This is a genomic window from Spirillospora sp. NPDC052269 (assembly GCF_040679435.1).
Taxonomy (GTDB): domain Bacteria; phylum Actinomycetota; class Actinomycetes; order Streptosporangiales; family Streptosporangiaceae; genus Spirillospora.
The window spans coordinates 692,001-708,654 of record NZ_JBFAUU010000001.1 but is presented as its reverse complement, the minus strand read 5'-3'; the positions used below and the strand labels follow the sequence as shown (position 1 = coordinate 708,654).

Sequence of the window (16,654 nt, the reverse complement as noted above, 5' to 3'; positions counted from 1 at the left end):
CGGAGGACGAAGGATGAACCCGTCACTCGACCTGCCCGGACTCGGCGACCGGAGGCTGCGGCTGCCGCGCCCGTCCGGAGGCGATCCGGGCGCGCTGCCCGTCATCGCCGGGCTCGCGCTCATCGCCGTCGTGTTCGGCTCGCTGAACGGCCACTTCCTGTCCAGCGAGAACCTCACCAACCTCGCCCTGCAGATGGCCGCCACCGGGACCATCGCGCTCGGGATCGTCCTGGTCCTGCTGCTCGGCGAGATCGACCTGTCGGTCGGGTCGGTGAGCGGGCTGACCGCCGTGGTGATGACGGTCCTGAACGTCCACGAGCACGTGCCGTCCGGGCTCGCGGTGCTGCTCGCGCTCGGCGCGGCGGCGCTGGTCGGGCTCGCGCACGGGCTGATGTTCACCGTCCTGCGGATGCCGTCGTTCGTGGTCACGCTCGCCGGGCTGATCGGCTGGCAGGGCCTCATGCTGTACCTGCTCGGCCGCGACGGGACGATCAACCTGCCGTTCGACGGCCCGATCTCCACGCTCAGCGACACGTGGCTGCCCACCTGGCTGAGCTGGACGATCGTGATCGCGGCGGGCGCGGCCTACCTGGCCACGGTGCTGCTCGTCCGGCGTGCGCGGGCGCGAACGGAACTGCCGGTGTCCGGGCCGATCCCCCTGGCGCTGCGCACCGGCGGGCTGGTGGCGGTGCTCGCGGCGGCCGTCGCGGTCATGTCCGGCGACCGGGGCGTCCCGCTGACCCTGGTGATCTTCGGCGGGCTGGTCGTCCTGCTGGACCTGGCGCTGCGCCTCACCCTGCCCGGACGCTGGGTCTACGCCGTCGGCGGGAACGCCGAGGCGGCGCGGCGGGCCGGGATCCCGGTGGCGCGCGTCCGGCTGCTGGTGTTCGTCGGGGCGTCGGTGCTGGCCGGAGCGGGCGGGATCCTGGCGGCGAGCCGCCTGTCGGCGGTGAACCAGAGCTCCGGCGGCAGCGACATCCTGCTGAACGCGATCGCCGCGGCCGTCATCGGCGGGACGAGCCTGTTCGGCGGACGCGGCCGGGCCTACGCCGCGCTGCTCGGGATCCTCGTCATCCAGTCCGTGGCGAACGGGATGCTGCTGCTCAACGTGGACTCCTCGGTCCGCTTCATGGTGACGGCCGGGGTCCTGGCGCTCGCCGTCGCGATCGACTCGGCCGCGCGCGGCGGCCGGCGGTGAGCGCCGGGTTCGTCCTCGGGATCGACTTCGGCGGCACCAAGATCGCGATGGCGACGGCCGCGCCGGACGGGACCGTCCTGCGCACCGTCCGGCTGGCGACCCGGGCGGAGGACGGCGCGGAGGCCGTCCTGGCCCGGGCGCTGGACGCGGCGCGGCGCCTGGGCGACGAGACCGCGCTGAACGAGGGCCCCCTGGTCGCGGCCGGCGTCGCCACCTTCGGCGTCGTCCGGGGCGACCGGGTGCTGCTCGCGCCGAACGTGCCGGGCTGGGAGGAGCTGCCCCTCCCCCGGCTGCTGCGCGACGGGCTGGCGCCGCCGGTCACGCGCGACGGGACCGCGGCGCCGGTCGTCCGGCTGGACAACGACGTCAACGCGGCGACGGCCGCCGAGCTGCGCTGGGGCGGCCTCGCCGGGACCGACACCGGCCTGTACGTGAACCTCGGCACCGGCCTCGGCGCGGGCGTCGTCGCGGGCGGACGCGTCGTCCGCGGCGCGAACGGCGCGGCGGGCGAGATCGGCTACCTGCTGCGCTCCCCCGGCGAACCAGGGCACGGCGCGGGACGCGCGCCCCTCGAGGAGCACGTGTCGGGCGGCGGGCTGGCGCGGCGCGCGTCCGCCCTCACCGGGCGGGAGGTCACCGCGCCCGAGCTGTTCGGGCCGTCCGTCCCGGCCGAGCTGCGCGTCCTGCGCGACCGGGCGCTGGGGGACCTGGGCATGGCGGTCGCCAACCTCGCGATCACCCTGGATCCCGAACGGGTCGTGCTCGGAGGCGGCGGCATGGCCGCCGAACCGGCCCTGGTCTCCCGGCTGGAGAGCCTGCTGGCGCGGGCCGTGCCGTTCCCTCCGGCGCTGGAACCCGCCCACTTCGGCGCGGACGCCGCCCTGCGCGGGGCCCTCGCCCTCGCGCTGGACTCGCTGTAGCCGGGGTCAGAGGCCGCAGAGGATCAGAGGCCGCGGCGGTCCAGCGCCGTCTGCAGGGCGCGCTTGGCCTCTTCGGCGTCGTCGTCGGTCAGTGCGGCGAAGATCTGGGACTGCATGGCGGAACTCCGGATGTCGCTGGTGGTGTGGGCGTCGCGGGGAGGGCTCGGGGTGCGTGGTTCGCACGGCCCCGGGTCCGTTCGGAACCCGCTCGCGGCAGCGGAGGATGTCCACGGAGTGCCGCTTTCGTCCCTTGCGACGTTACCCCCGGATCGGCGACTTGTCTTGACCAGTGGCAGTTCGTCCCACACTCTGAGACGACATATGGGGTGAACTGCGCAAATAGAACGGGCGAGTGGCAGAAGCCACTCGCCCGTCCCAGGATCCGGCGGGTCAGGAGTCGAGGTCCGCCCGGCGGCCCATGTCGGCGCCGACCTCGGCGGCGATGGCGTCCGCCAGCTGCGCCGGGATCGCCTCGTCCACCGTGAGCGCGATCAGCGCGCGGCCGCCCTTGACGTCCCGGCCGACCTGCATCCCGGCGATGTTGACGCCCGCGTCGCCGAGCAGCTTGCCGACCACGCCGACGATGCCCGGACGGTCGCTGTAGGAGAAGAACGCCATGTGCTTGGTCGGCAGGAGCTCCATGTCGTAGCCGTTGATCTCGATGATCCGCTCGTGGTGCTTCGGGCCGGTCATCGTGCCGGACACCGAGATCACCGCGCCGTCGGCCATCGTGCCGCGCACCTGGACGACGTTGCGCCAGTCCGGGCTGTCCTCGGACGTGGTGAGCGACACCTCGACGCCCCGGTCGCGGGCCAGCAGCGGCGCGTTGACGAAGGTGACCGACTCGGTGACCACGTCGGCGAACACGCCCTTGAGCGCGGCCAGCTCGAGCACCTTCACGTCGTGCCCGGTGATCTCGCCGCGGACCACCACGTCCAGCCGCACCGGGACGCCGCCCGCGAGCGCGGTGAAGATCCGGCCCAGCTTCTCGGCCAGCGGCAGGCCCGGCTTGACGTCCTCGGCGACCGCGCCGCCCTGGACGTTCACCGCGTCCGGCACGAACTCGCCGGACAGCGCCAGCTTCACCGAGCGGGCGACCTGCGTGCCCGCCTTCTCCTGCGCCTCGTGCGTACTGGCGCCGAGGTGCGGGGTGACCACCACGTTGTCGTGCACGAACAGCGGGCTGTCGGTGCAGGGCTCGGTGGAGAACACGTCCAGGCCCGCGCCCGCGACCCGGCCCTCCTTGAGCGCCAGGTCGAGCGCCGCCTCGTCCACGATGCCGCCGCGGGCCGCGTTCACGATCCGCACCGACGGCTTGACCATGCGCAGCTCGCGGTCGCCGACCAGGCCGAGCGTCTCGGGCGTCTTCGGCAGGTGGACGGTGATGAAGTCGGACTCGGCGAGCAGCTCGTCCAGCGTGACGAGCTTGACGCCGAGCTGGGCCGCGCGGGCGGCCTGCACGTACGGGTCGAACGCGATCACGTTCATGTCGAACGCGGCGAGGCGCTGGGCGACCAGGACGCCGATGCGGCCGAGGCCGAGCACGCCGACGGTCTTGCCCTGCAGCTCGACGCCGGTGTACTTGGACCGCTTCCACTCGCCGAGCTTCAGCGCCGAGTGCCCCTGCGGAACGTTGCGGGCGATGGCGAGCAGCAGCGCGATCGCGTGCTCGGCGGCGGTCACGATGTTGGAGGTCGGGGCGTTCACGACCATGACGCCGGCCTTGGTGGCGGCCTCGACGTCGACGTTGTCGAGGCCGACGCCGGCGCGGGCGACCACGCGGAGCTTGGTGGCGTGCTCGAAGACCTCGGCGTTGACCTTGGTGGCGGAGCGGACGATCAGGGCGTCCACGTCGACGACGGCCGGGAGGAGGGCGGCGCGGTCGGCGCCGTCCACCTGGCGGACCTCGAAGTCGTTGCCGAGGACCGCGAGGCCGGCCGGGGAGAGTTCTTCTGCGACAAGGACGACAGGCTTGCTCAAGGAACAGTCCTTCAGATGGTGGATTGTCTGCACGGCTGTGCGCGTTACGTCGCGAGCTCACCCCGTCGTGCCCTCGCCTGCTCCTTGAGTCTATAGGGACCCCGGAAACCGGAACGCGGCCCCCACGACACTCGCCGGTAACCCTCCCCTGACCTTCCCATGACTCTCTCGGAGAACCTTCTGACCTGCGAGAACACCACCGGCCCGTCCGCTGGTCGCGGACGGGCCGGTGGCTGGGGGGGAGGGAGAGGAAGGACCCTGAAGATCAGTGGCCGGGCGCGGCGGCCGGACGGCCCGCCGTGTACAGCCAGGTCTTGATGATGTCGTCGATGTTCTTGCCGGAGACCCGCTCGACGTGCCGGACGAACTGGGCGACCGTCGCGTCGCCGCCGCCCTTGGCCGCCTGCCACGTCCGCAGGGCCTTGAAGAAGGCCTTGTCGCCCACCCGCAGGTGGATGGCGTGGACGGCGAGCGCGCCCCGGTCGTAGACCTGGTCGGCGAACGGGTCCTGCGCGCCGGGGTCGCCGGGCAGCAGGTTCCACCAGGCGTCGCCCGCCGGGTGCTCGTTGTAGGTCTTGTCGGACAGCTGCTGGACGGTGCTCTCGTGGGTGTGCTCGGCCCACAGCCACTCGGCGTAGGTGGCGAAGCCCTCGTTCAGCCAGATGTCCTTCCAGTCGTGGACGGACACGTTGTCGCCGAACCACTGGTGCGCGTTCTCGTGCACGACGACGCTGTAGTCGGGCTTGCCCTTGGCGAAGAACTTCGGGCTGTAGAACGGCCGCGTCTGGGTCTCGATGGCGAACCCGGCCTTGGTGTTCGGGACCGTCCCGCCGACGGCGTCGAACGGGTACCGCCCGAACAGGGAGCTCTCCCACTTCAGGATCTCGGGAGTGCGCTTCAGGCTGGTCAGCGCGTCGGCCTTGGTGGCGGCGGGCAGGTCCGAGGCGATCGCGTACTCGTACGGCAGGCCGTTCGGGGTGCGTCCCTTGACGGTGTCGAACTTCCCGACCGCCAGGGTCGCCAGGTAGGTGGCCTGCGGACGGTTCTCGCGCCAGCCGTAGGTCGTCCAGCCGTTCTTGCTGCGGACGCCGGTCGACACGCCGTTGCTGATCGCCTGGTGGTCGTCCGGGACGGTCACCGACACGTCGAAGGTGGCCTTGTCGCGCGGGTGGTCGTTGCTCGGGAACCACCACCAGGCGCTCTCGGGCTCGTTCGCCGCGACGCCGCCGGTCGTGGTGCGCTGCCAGCTGGTGAACCCGTAGATCTTCACCGTCGACGGGACGCCGCTGTAGGTGACGACCGTGGTGAAGTCCCTGCCCTTGCGCAGCGTCCTCGGCGGCGTGATCACGAGCTCGTGCGGGCCCTCGGTGGCGAACGCCGCCGGCCTGCCGTCCACCGTGACCTTGCTGACCGACAGCCCGAAGTCCAGGTTGAACCGGGTCAGGCCCTGCGTGGCGCGGGCCTTGACGGTCGCGACGCCTTCCAGTTGGTCGGTCGCCGGCTGGTAATGGAGCTTGAGCCCGTAGTGGGAGACGTCGTAGCCTCCGTTGCCATAGTCGGGGTAGTAGGGGTCACCGATGCCCGGTGCTCCCGGCCCGGTGGACGGCGGGGCCGCCTGCACGGCGGCCTGCCCGCTGAGCAGGACGCCGACGGCACCGGCCGCCGCGATCGCGGCGCGCGCGCTGCTGCGCATTCGCACTCCTTTGCGAGAAGGGGGAATTGATCGCTTAACCTACTGGAAAAGTAGGAAATACCCCGGGAACGACACTCGTGATCTTGGCCACAATTGCGCAAACGGGAAACCAGCCTAGGTCAGACGGCCTCCGATCAGGCGGTTCCCGCCCCGGCGCGTCCCCCCGTGGCGCCTGGCTCGACCAGCCGGTTCAGGCGGCTTCGGGCTGGGCGGCGAGGATGGAGGCGACGCGCTCCGCGTCCCGGACGGCGATGTGCGGGACGTCCACGAACACGCGCATCGGCCCCGCCGGAAGGCCCAGCTCATCGGCGACCCGGAGCTGCACCTCGCGCAGCGGGATGTGGGAGAGGTACGCCCGGTACACGTCCTGCGAGCGGTACATGGCCGTCATGACCAGCCGGTATCCGCGCAGCCGGAACGCGAGCGCCACCAGGCACGGGACGGTGTCGGCGGTCTCCCCCGGATCGGTCAGCGACACCCACGCGCTGGTCGTCCAGGGACGCGCGCGCAGGAGCGCGGCGGCCCAGTGCAGCTGGTCCACGCCATGCCGGTCGCGCAGGCGCCCGCCGATCCCGTCGGCCGCCTCGGCGCGCTCGCGCGACATCCGCGACCAGTGCGCGATGCGGGCCCGGTCGCCGTACTCGCCGAGGACGGGGTCGTCCCAGCTCAGTGAGGCGATCTCGAAGAGGACGGGCGGGCCCTCGATGATCGGCCCGCGGTCCTCCATGCCCGCCTCGCCCGCGTGCCAGACGTGCCGCAGGAGCCCGATCCACGCCTGCCCGCACGTCTCCCAGTGCCGAAGCTCGTCCCCTGCCGTCGGAACCACCTCACACCCCCGCCGAGGTAGATTCCGGACGGACCACAAGGAATTGCAGAGAATTACCTTCTCGCCCGCCGCGTCGCCGGCAGTTGTTCACGATCCGAGCGTCCCGGTCCCACCCCCTGGTCCGGTCCGCGAAAGCGCACGTCATCACTCTCGCCCCACTGCCGGTCGGGGCGCGGCCACAATCGCAGGTTCGCGCCGGTGCGCCGAACCGCCGCGGCCGTCGCGGCTTGACTTCAGTATCCGACAGAGAACTCCAAAAAGGTAGATTCCCCTCGCCATCCCGTTCGAGAAATCTTTACGCGCCGTGCTGACCGGGTCGTATCGGACGTCCCGTCCAACGAGGCCTGTCGGCACCGGCACGGGACGTCACCGGCTACCGGTGCAGGACGACGTAGCCGTCCCGCGAGAACACCGTCCGGTAGCCGTCCCGCGCGAGCAGCGCGACCCGCGCCCGCTGCTCGTCCACCGAGGTGAACGGGAACTGCGCGTAGGCGACGTCCCCGACGACCCAGGGGGCCCAGCGGGGCGTCCGGTCCCAGAGCAGGACGCGGTCGCGGCCGGACAGCGCGGGCCCCGTGCGGTTGACCGCCTCGACCTCCACGCCGGACGGCACCCGCGCCACGGCCGCGGCGGCCGCCAGGTCGCGCGCGCCCCGCACGTAGAGGGACCTGTCGGCGAGCGTCCGGAAGGCGAACGCGGGAACGATGGCGATCGTCCCGGCCAGCATCCCCGCGACCAGCCACGATCCGGCCCGTTCGAGCACCGGCGCGATGGCCGGCGAGAACGCGCGGCGGCTTCGCACGTGGTCCTGAACGCGGGTCGCGCCGTCCACCCCGGCGAGGACGAGCACCGCGATGAGGAAGGCGTTGTAGTGGTAGTGCGGCGCCCACCAGTTGTCGAACTTCCCGGACAGCATCCGCTCGAGCAGCGGCGGGACGACCACGAGCGTCAGCGGCGACACCAGGGGCAGCGCCAGCAGCGGCAGGACGAGCAGCAGCATCGTGCCGAGCTTCACCGGCGGCGTCCCGAGCGCCGTCACCGCGTCCCACGGATGCGTCAGGACGTACAGCGCCGCGCTCTTCATGTCGTGCCCGAAGTCGGTGTACGCGAAGTAGTAGTTCCCGTTCCCGCCGAACGCCGGGATCAGCACCCGCGACGCTACGGCCGTGGTCACCGTCCCGAGGACGACCAGGGCCGCCCCCAGCGGACGGTCACCGCGCAGCGCCCACGCCCGGTCGAGCCGGACCGTCGGCCGCCGCACCAGCAGGGTGAGGCCGAACCCCGCGATGAGCAGGCCGGTGTCCTCCTTGACCAGCAGCAGCAGGACGGCCGCGACCGCCGCCCGGCCCCGGCGTCCCGCGTCGAACCGCTCGATCGCCACGGCCGTCAGCAGCGGCGCGAACGCGACCTCGTGGAAGTCGAAGCGCAGCGCCTCGGCGATCGGCCACGACAGCGCGTACGCCAGCGACGCGCACACGGCGGCCGCCTGGCCGAGGCGTCGCCGGGTGAACCGCCAGATCGGCACGATCGCCAGCGCGAACAGGACGGCCTGCGCGACCAGCAGCGTCGCCGGGCCGTCGTGCAGCCGGTAGAAGGGTGCGATCAGCGCGAGGATCGGCGAGAAGTGGTCGCCGAGGATCGAGAAGCCCGGCCCGAACCCGTTGTGCACGCCCTTGACCGGCGCGATCGGGGGCTGGAGATGGCTGTAGGAACGCACCGCCTGGTCGAAGATGACCAGGTCGTAGGTGCTCGTCCGGAAGGTCCGAAGGCGCAGGAGCGCGAACGCCGCGAAGGCGGCCGAGGCGAGGACGACGAGGAGGACGGGCAGCAGAGGGAACGTCCGGCCACCCGGTCGGACGCGTCCCGCGGTCGTGTCACCCAACGTCACCGGAGCAGCCACCAGCGGGACGCTACCAGCCGTCCACGTCCCGCCCGGGGTGACTTCGCTCTTCGGACCGTCCCTGACGGCGGACGCCGCACCCCCGAAAACAAGGCCCACCGGCCCCACCACGGCGGACGGCGGCGCGCCCGACACGCGGTGGAGATTTCACGGTAAGCGGTCGCCCGGCCCTTTAACGTAACCGTGGAACCCGGCCGACCTGGAGGGCCCGTGACCCCGGACTGCACGATCAGTGTCCTGCACGACGTCCTGCGCGTGTACGACCACCGCTTCCTGGACCTCGACCGCGCGCACCGGGACCGGCTCATGGACGGCACCCGGCGGTTCCTCGGCGAGTCCGGACTGAGCGACGACGTCCGGTCCGCGCTGCCCGCGTCGTACCGGCTGCGCGCGTTCTGCATCCAGCGCGGCCTGCGGGACGAGCTGGAGCGGCTGATCCGGGACGAGGTCGCGGGCAGCCCCGGCGGCGCGGTCGTGGTCGGCGGACGCGTCTACGCCCTGTACCCCTACCTGCGCGGCGTCCCCCGGAAGGACGCCGACATCACCGCCGAGGTCGGCGTCGAGCACCGGCTGGACGCGGCGGTCTGGAAGGACGGCCGCGTCCGCGTCACGGGTCACGCCGCCGTCGAGCGCGTCGAGACCCACCGAACCTCCGTCGACCTGCTGGTGCGCGAGCACGCCGCCGGCGCCGACGCGGGCGCCGAGGGAACCGTCCGGACGGAGCACCGGATCGCCGCCGGGTCCCGCCGCGACGGCCGCGACGGCTTCGAGGCGTTCGTCGACCCGTCCGTCCTCGGCCACGGACACTGGGACGTCCATGTCGCCGCGACCGCGCACGGCGTCACCCGGCGGGCCCGGTTCGGCCTCGTCCGCGACCCGGACCTCAAGCTGGACGAGACGTTCCGGAACGTCCCCGGCCAGGACTCAGAAGCGGGCCTGTACCTGACCAAGGGCGGCCACCTCGCGCTGCTGGTCAGGACGCCGCGGAAGCCCGCGCCGCTGCGCACGAAGCTCATCCGCCGCTTCACCCGCTGACCCCGGGAACGCGAAGAGGCGGGCGCCGCGGCGCCCGCCTCCCCCAACGCGACGACGTCAGTCGTTCAGCCAGCTCATCATCGGACGGAGCTTGGCGCCGGTCTCCTCGATCGGGTGCGCGGCGGTCCGCTTGCGGTACTCGGCGAACTTCGCCTGGCCCGTCTCGAACTCGTTGATCAGTTCCTTGGCGTACTCGCCGGACTGGATCTCGCCGAGGATCCGCTCCATGGCCTTCTTGGTCTCCGGCGTGATGACGCGCGGGCCGCGGGTGAGGCCGCCGTACTCGGCGTTGTCCGACACCGACCAGTACATCTTGGAGATGCCGCCCTCGTACATGAGGTCGACGATCAGCTTGAGCTCGTGCAGCACCTCGAAGTAGGCGACCTCGGGCTGGTAGCCCGCCTCGGTCAGCACCTCGAAACCGGTCTTGACCAGCTCGGACGCGCCGCCGCACAGCACGGCCTGCTCGCCGAACAGGTCGGTCTCGGTCTCCTCGGTGAAGGTGGTCCTGATGCCGCCGGCGCGGAGGCCGCCGATGCCCTTGGCGTAGGCGAGAGCGAGCTCCCAGGCCTTGCCGGACGCGTCCTTCTCGACCGCGACGATCACCGGGACGCCGCGTCCGGCGGTGAACTGGCGGCGGACCAGGTGGCCCGGGCCCTTCGGCGCGACCATGGCGACGTCCACGCCCTCCGGCGGCTCGACCAGGCCGTACCGGATGGAGAAGCCGTGGCCGAAGAACAGCGCGTCGCCCTCGACCAGCGCGGGCTTGATGTCGTTCTCGAAGATCTCGCGGTGGTGGTGGTCCGGCGCGAGCAGCATGATCAGGTCGGCCTCCTCGGCCGCCTCGCGCGGGGTGAGCACGCGCAGGCCCTCGGCCTCGGCCTTCTCACGGCTGGCCGAGCCCTCGCGCAGGCCGACGCGGACGTCGACGCCGGAGTCGCGCAGCGACAGCGCGTGCGCGTGCCCCTGGCTGCCGTATCCGATGATGGCGACGTGCCGGTTCTGGAGGACGCTCAGGTCGGCGGCGTCGTCGTAGAACATCTCAGCCACTTCTATGTGCCTTTCGTTGCGGTTCAGGACGCGAATTCAGGACGCGGATTCGGGAACTACGCGGGATCGGGTGCTACGCGGAGCGCTCGATGGCGCGCAGCGAGCGGTCGGTGATGGAGCGCGCGCCGCGCCCGATCGCGACCATGCCGGACTGGACGAGCTCCTTGATGCCGAACGGCTCCAGGACGCGGATGAACGCGTCCAGCTTCTCGCGGTTGCCGGTGGCCTCGATGGTGACCGCGTCGGGCGCGACGTCCACCACCTTGGCACGGAACAGGTTCACCGTCTCCAGCACCTGCGAGCGGGTCTCGGCGTCGGCGCGGACCTTGACCAGGACCAGCTCGCGCTGGACGGACTGGGACGAGTCCAGCTCGACGATCTTGAGGACGTTGATCAGCTTGTTCAGCTGCTTGGTGACCTGCTCGAGCGGCAGGCTCTCGACGTTCACCACGATCGTCATGCGGGAGATGTCGGGGTGCTCGGTGGTCCCGACCGCGAGCGACTCGATGTTGAAGCCGCGCCGGGAGAACAGGGCCGCGACCCGTGCCAGGATGCCCGGCGTGTTCTCCACCAGCACCGAGAGGGTGTGTTGGGTCATCGGGTCACTCTCCGTTTTCCCAGTCGGGAGCCATGTCCCGGGCGATCTTGATGTCGTCGTTGGTGGTGCCGGCGGCGACCATCGGCCAGACCATGGCGTCCTGGTGGACGACGAAGTCGATGATGACCGGGACGTCGTTGATCTCCATGGCCTTGGCGATCACCGCGTCCACGTCCTCGGGACGCTCGCAGCGCAGGCCGATGCAGCCGTAGGCCTCGGCCAGCTTCACGAAGTCGGGGATCCGCTTGGAGTGCAGGTTGGTGTTGGAGTAGCGGCCGTCGTAGAAGAGGGTCTGCCACTGCCGGACCATGCCGAGGTTGCCGTTGTTGATGACCGCGACCTTGATCGGGATGCCCTCGATCGCGCAGGTCGCGAGCTCCTGGTTGGTCATCTGGAAGCAGCCGTCGCCGTCGATCGACCAGACCGCCGAGTCGGGCTTGCCGACCTTCGCGCCCATGGCCGCCGGGACGGAGTAGCCCATCGTGCCCGCGCCGCCCGAGTTCAGGAACGCGCCCGGACGCTCGTACTTGATGAACTGCGCGGCCCACATCTGGTGCTGGCCGACGCCGGCGACGTAGTACGCGTCCGGCCCGGCCATCTCGCCGATGCGCTCGATGACGAACTGCGGCGAGAGGCCGCCGTCCTCGGGCAGGTCGTAGCCCAGCGGGTAGGTGGTGCGCCACGCCTCCAGCTGCTTCCACCAGCCGGCGTAGTCGCCGCGCCGGCCGGCGTCGTGCTCGGCCTGGACCGCGACGACCAGGTCCGCGATCACCTCGCGGGCGTCGCCGACGATCGGGACGTCCGCGTGCCGGTTCTTGGAGATCTCGGCCGGGTCGATGTCGGCGTGGACGACCTTGGCGTGCGGGGCGAAGCCGTCCAGCTGGCCGGTGACGCGGTCGTCGAAGCGGGCGCCCAGCGCGACCAGCAGGTCGGAGCGCTGGAGCGCGCCGACCGCGCCGACACTGCCGTGCATGCCCGGCATGCCCATGTGCAGCGGGTGGCTGTCGGGCAGCGCGCCCTTCGCCATCAGGGTGGTGACGACCGGCGCGCCGGTCAGCTCGGCGAGCACCTTCAGCTCGGCCGCCGCGTTCGCCTTCAGGACGCCGCCGCCGACGTACAGGACGGGCCGCTCGGCCTCGACGATCAGCTTCGCCGCCTCGCGGACCTGCTTGGAGTGCGGGCGGGTGACCGGCCGGTACCCCGGCAGCCGCATCTGGACGGGCCACTCGAACTCGAACGCCGACTGGAGCGCGTCCTTGGCGATGTCGACCAGGACCGGGCCGGGCCGTCCGGTGGAGGCGATGTGGAACGCCTCGACGATCGTCCGGCCGATGTCCTCGGGCCGGGTGACCAGGAAGTTGTGCTTGGTGATCGGCATCGTGATGCCGGAGATGTCGGCCTCCTGGAAGCCGTCGGTCCCGATCAGCGAGGTGGCCACCTGACCGGTGATCGCCACCATCGGGGTCGAGTCCATGTAGGCGTCGGAGATCGGGGTCACCAGGTTGGTGGCGCCGGGGCCGCTGGTGGCCATGCACACCCCGACCTTCCCGGTCACCTGCGCGTATCCCTGCGCCGCGTGTCCCGCGCCCTGCTCGTGCCGGACCAGGATGTGCCGGATCCGGCGGGAGTCGAACAGCGGATCGTAGGCCGGGAGGATCGCCCCGCCCGGGATGCCGAACACGGTGTCGACGCCGACGTTCTCCAGGGCGCGGACCAGCGCCTGGGCTCCCGTCATTCGTTCGGTCGTCATGGTTCTGATTCCTTGGGGAGAGGCCCGCGTCCGGACGGCCGCGGGTGTGCTTCGGGTCACTCGGCCAACAAAAAACCCCCGCCCGCCCGGATGGCGGTCGAGGGAAGCGCGCAGGTCTCAGTGCTCGATCAGCCTGCGCGCCGACCAAGTACTACGAGAATGGTGTGGATGCTCTGCACGCTGACCACTTTGGCCGACGTTCCGGCCCGCGGTCAAATCCTTGGACACTTTGTCTCACCATGTGAGATAAGGGTGAGTCGTCAGGTGAACGCCGCCGACGGCCGGGCAGGCACCACCGGCGGCCGGGCGGGCGCCCATCAGGTGGTCAGCGCGGAGCCTTCCAGCGGCAGGTCGATCTGGCCCGGCGTGCCCCGCAGGTTCGTCCGGACAAGCGATTCGACGCGTCCGGCGGCCATCGGGCGCGCCACCAGGAAGCCCTGGCCGCGCGGGCAGTCCATCTCGCGCAGCAGCTCCAGTTGCTCGGGCCGCTCGATGCCCTCGGCCACCACCGTGAGACCGAGGTCACGGCCGAGCCGGACGATCGTCCGGGTGAGCAGGGTGAGCGTCTCGTCCCGGCCGAGCCCGGCCACGAACGACGGGTCGATCTTGATGATGTCCACCGGGAGCTGGCCCAGGTAGGCGAGCGAGGCGTAGCCGGTGCCGAAGTCGTCGATCGCGAGCCGGACGCCCAGGTCGCGCAGCTTCGACAGCCGTTCCACGTTCTGCCCGCCGTCCTCGACGAGCACCTCCTCGCGGACCTCCAGGGTCAGCGCGTGGGGCGGCAGCCCGGTCTGCTCCAGCGCCGCCGCTACCGACTCCACGAACCGCGGCGCGGCGATCTGCCGGGCGGTGAAGTTCACCGAGAGGCCGATGTCCCAGGAGTCCGCGCGCCAGCGCGCCACCTCCCGGCACGCCTCGCGCAGCACCCAGTCGCCGAGCGGAATCATCAGGCCGGACTCCTCAGCCGGGCCTATGAACTCCTCCGGCGGCACCGGCTCGCTCCCCCGCCACCAGCGGACGAGCGCCTCCACCCCGGTCACCCGGGACGTGCCCAGCTCCACGACCGGCTGGAACTCGACCGCGAACTCCTCCTCGGCGAGCGCCCGCTGCAGGTCGCCGCCGAGTTCGAGGCGGCGCACCACGTCGACGTGCATGTGCGGCGCGAACACCTCGACGCGTCCGCCGCCGAGCTCCTTCGCGCGCGCCATCGCCAGGTCGCCGTTGCGGATCAGGTCGGCCGCGCTGCGGCGCAGCGCCGCGGCCCCGCCCGGCTCGGCGTCCCTGCGGGCCGCCGCCGGGTCGTCCTGGGGGCCCGAGTCGCCGGTGAACGCGATGCCCACGCTCGCGGTGAGCGCGATGTTCTTGCTGCCCACCCGGTACGGCTCGGTCGACAGGACGCGCAGCAGCCGCTCGGCCAGCTCGACCGCCACCTGCGAGTCGCTGCCCGGGAGCTGGAGCATGACGGCGAACTCGTCGCCGCCCCAGCGCGCGACCGTGTCCTCCGCCTGGACGGTGCCGCGGAGCCGCCGCGCGGCCTGCGCGAGGACCTGGTCGCCCGCCGCGTGCCCGGCCGAGTCGTTGATGTCGGTGAAGCCGTCCAGGTCGACGAAGACGACCGCGACCGTGCACCGGGCGCCCGTCTCGCCGTCCTCGCCGCGCCGCCGGCCGGGGTGCTCGAGGCGGGACAGCACCTCGCGGGTGCGCTCCTCGAAGTACGCGCGGTTCGGCAGGCCGGTCAGGCCGTCGTGGAAGGTGAGGTGCGCCACCTGGCGCTGGAGCGCGGCCTGCTCGGACAGGTCGCGGGTGGTGACCAGCAGCCGTCCGGGCGCGCCGCCCGCACCGCTGTACCGGGACACCGTCGACTCGGTCGGCAGCCACGTGCCGTCCGCGGCCCGGACCCGGCAGGCCACCCTCAGCGAGCGGCCGGGGTCGCGGCCGGTGAGGATCGGCGGGGGTCCGTCCAGGTCGTCGAAGCCCGCCTCCAGCTCGCTGGAGGCGTCGGGCAGCAGGTCGGACGCGGGGTCGGGCAGCGCGGCGGCCGCGGCGGCGTCGTCCCCGTTGAGGAACGCGGCGAACACCTCGCGGACGCGCGGCAGGTCCTCCGGGTGGATGATGTCGCCGAGCCGGCGGCCCAGCAGCTCGGCGGCGTCGTACCGGTAGGTGCGCAGCGCGCCCGCGCTCGCGTACTGGACGACCGCGTCGAGGTCGCAGATCAGGACCGCGTCGTTGATGCTCTCCGAGAGCGCGCGGAAGTGGTCCTCGCCGGTGTCGACGGCGCGGCGGAGCCCGTCGTTCTCGCGCAGCAGCTCGGCGAGGCGCGCGAGGAGGACGAGCGTGGCCGTCCCGGCGACGATCGGCACCACCGGGTCGATGCCGGACCGTCCGGTGAGGGAGTGGCCCGTCACGAACAGCGCGGCGAGCGCGGCGACGGCGGCGGTGGCGAGGCCCGGGCCGATCATCCGGCCGCGCCGGAGCCCGGCGGCCGGGGCCGCGGCCGCGTCGCCCGGAAGCCACGGCACCAGGACGAGCAGGAGCAGCCCGGCGAGCCGCAGTATGTCGGCCGGGTCATCGGCGGGCGCGCCGCCGCGCAGCCGGACGACCGTGGTCACGATGTCCGCGCCCGCGAACGCCGTCAAAGCCCCGTAGGCCAGCCACGCCGGACGCCGGTGGCCGCGTCCGGCGCCGAGGACGAACGGCAGCGATCCGCAGACCAGGACCGTTCCGACCAGCGGATACAGCAGTTCGAGGAGGAACTCGGCGGGCGACTCGCCGGTCCGGTGGAACAGCGTCCCGAACAGCGCCACCCAGCCGAGCACGAACAGCCCGGCGACGCAGACGTAGGTGTCGGCGGCGTACCGCGCCCACAACCGGGGCGAACGCGGCAGCCGGATCGGTACCACCAGGCCCGTGACCAGCGCGAACATCGCTATCAGGTAGAACGGGTCGGTGACCGAGAGGGCGAGCGTGCCGCCGCCGTGCAGCATCGCCGACAGCGTCCGGCTGAGCGCTCCCATCCCCCACGCCGCGGCGGCCACCCCGAACCAGCGCCAGGGCGCGCGCTCGAGGCTCCGGTCGTCGGCGGGCTCATCGTCCTCGACCAGGTCGAGCTCGGGGTCCACAACGGGGGCGGTGGCGGCGCGGCGGGTGCGGCGCAGCGCCGGCGGCAGGAGGCAGAGCGTGGCGGCGGCCGCGGCGGCCGTCTCGGCCCAGCCGAGGTAGGCCGGGCCGCCCCAGCCGAGCAGCGACCCGAGGGCGTAGAGCACGCCGATGATCGCGACCATGCCGACCGGGACCGCCCAGGGCGGCAGCCGTCTGGCCCTCTCGCCGCTCATCGCGCCGTGTCCCCTCCTGCCCGTCGGGACCTCGCGGTCCCCGGCGCGCATGGCGCGCACCCGATGCGTTGTCGTCACCCGTCACCCGCCGGTCGCAGGGTCAACGCCCGATGCCGGTCGGATCGTGCCCCACGCGCGGTCGGCCGTGGGGGCGGCGGCGGCGAGCGTTCGGCTGCGCCGGCGGTGGGACAGCGACGTTGCTGCTTGGCGGGATCACCGTGATGCTCAATGTACGTTCCGTAGGTCACGGAGCGATTGAGGCTGGGCGTCCTCCCGGCGACAAACCGGGGCCTGACCGCCGGTCCCGCCGCGTGTCCCCAAGATCACCCGGTTTTCGCGCGACACGCCGGGAGTGACGCTGAGTAGTCATCG

At 72.2% G+C, this 16,654-nt stretch carries 11 protein-coding genes; 3 read left to right on the top strand and 8 right to left on the bottom strand.

The annotated features are described in order from the left end of the window. Positions 1-13 precede the first annotated feature (13 nt). Both AB0L06_RS03295 and AB0L06_RS03290 read left to right on the top strand, forming a co-directional pair. On the top strand, positions 14-1,198 hold the full coding sequence (locus AB0L06_RS03295; protein WP_500229260.1) for a sugar ABC transporter permease: 1,185 nt from the start codon (positions 14-16) through the stop codon (positions 1,196-1,198). Beyond that, positions 1,195-2,118 carry an ROK family protein gene (locus AB0L06_RS03290; RefSeq protein WP_500229259.1) on the top strand — a complete coding sequence of 308 codons (924 nt, stop codon included), beginning with the start codon at positions 1,195-1,197 and terminating at the stop codon, positions 2,116-2,118. Before AB0L06_RS03295 ends, AB0L06_RS03290 begins: the two co-directional genes overlap by 4 nt. 390 nt (positions 2,119-2,508) lie before the next feature. Here AB0L06_RS03290 and serA read toward each other — a convergent pair whose 3' ends face one another. From serA to AB0L06_RS03270, 4 genes are all read right to left on the bottom strand, one after another. Then, on the bottom strand, positions 2,509-4,098 hold the full coding sequence (gene serA / locus AB0L06_RS03285) for a phosphoglycerate dehydrogenase (protein ID WP_500229258.1): 1,590 nt from the start codon (positions 4,096-4,098) through the stop codon (positions 2,509-2,511). 265 nt (positions 4,099-4,363) lie between these two features. After that, entirely contained in the window at positions 4,364-5,791 is a 1,428-nt protein-coding gene (locus tag AB0L06_RS03280; RefSeq protein WP_500229257.1) for a M1 family metallopeptidase, read from the bottom strand. A 190-nt stretch (positions 5,792-5,981) separates the two neighbouring features. Beyond that, on the bottom strand, positions 5,982-6,617 hold the full coding sequence (locus tag AB0L06_RS03275; protein WP_500229256.1) for a thymidylate synthase family protein: 636 nt from the start codon (positions 6,615-6,617) through the stop codon (positions 5,982-5,984). Between the two features lie 373 nt (positions 6,618-6,990). After that, the gene (locus AB0L06_RS03270; RefSeq protein WP_500229255.1) at positions 6,991-8,517 is read right to left on the bottom strand and encodes a DUF2079 domain-containing protein; all 1,527 of its coding nucleotides are present in this window, start codon (positions 8,515-8,517) and stop codon (positions 6,991-6,993) included. Positions 8,518-8,727: 210 nt separating this feature from the next. On the opposite strand from AB0L06_RS03270, the gene AB0L06_RS03265 reads away from it, so the two are divergent. After that, positions 8,728-9,552: a hypothetical protein gene (locus AB0L06_RS03265; RefSeq protein ID WP_500229254.1), complete on the top strand. Its 825-nt coding sequence runs from the start codon at positions 8,728-8,730 to the stop codon at positions 9,550-9,552. 57 nt (positions 9,553-9,609) lie between these two features. Here AB0L06_RS03265 and ilvC read toward each other — a convergent pair whose 3' ends face one another. The 4 genes from ilvC to AB0L06_RS03245 all read right to left on the bottom strand — a co-directional run bounded on the left by ilvC (position 9,610) and on the right by AB0L06_RS03245 (position 16,282). Then, positions 9,610-10,593 (bottom strand): ketol-acid reductoisomerase, encoded by a 984-nt coding sequence (ilvC, locus tag AB0L06_RS03260; protein WP_500229312.1) that lies wholly within the window; start codon positions 10,591-10,593, stop codon positions 9,610-9,612. 82 nt (positions 10,594-10,675) lie between these two features. Then, positions 10,676-11,200 carry an acetolactate synthase small subunit gene (gene ilvN, locus AB0L06_RS03255; RefSeq protein ID WP_500229253.1) on the bottom strand — a complete coding sequence of 175 codons (525 nt, stop codon included), beginning with the start codon at positions 11,198-11,200 and terminating at the stop codon, positions 10,676-10,678. Positions 11,201-11,204: 4 nt separating this feature from the next. Continuing rightward, the gene (locus AB0L06_RS03250) at positions 11,205-13,010 is read right to left on the bottom strand and encodes an acetolactate synthase large subunit (RefSeq protein ID WP_500229252.1); all 1,806 of its coding nucleotides are present in this window, start codon (positions 13,008-13,010) and stop codon (positions 11,205-11,207) included. Positions 13,011-13,267: 257 nt separating this feature from the next. Further along, on the bottom strand, positions 13,268-16,282 hold the full coding sequence (locus tag AB0L06_RS03245; protein ID WP_500229251.1) for a putative bifunctional diguanylate cyclase/phosphodiesterase: 3,015 nt from the start codon (positions 16,280-16,282) through the stop codon (positions 13,268-13,270). Positions 16,283-16,654 lie beyond the last annotated feature (372 nt).

What these genes read in the sequence shown, in the direction of transcription:
- AB0L06_RS03295 (WP_500229260.1), top strand. Translation starts at nt 14, where the DNA reads ATGAACCCGTCACTCGACCTGCCCGGACTCGGCGACCGGAGGCTGCGG.
- ilvC (WP_500229312.1), bottom strand. Translation starts at nt 10,593, where the DNA reads ATGTTCTACGACGACGCCGCCGACCTGAGCGTCCTCCAGAACCGGCAC.
- AB0L06_RS03280 (WP_500229257.1), bottom strand. Translation starts at nt 5,791, where the DNA reads ATGCGCAGCAGCGCGCGCGCCGCGATCGCGGCGGCCGGTGCCGTCGGC.
- ilvN (WP_500229253.1), bottom strand. Translation starts at nt 11,200, where the DNA reads ATGACCCAACACACCCTCTCGGTGCTGGTGGAGAACACGCCGGGCATC.
- AB0L06_RS03245 (WP_500229251.1), bottom strand. Translation starts at nt 16,282, where the DNA reads ATGAGCGGCGAGAGGGCCAGACGGCTGCCGCCCTGGGCGGTCCCGGTC.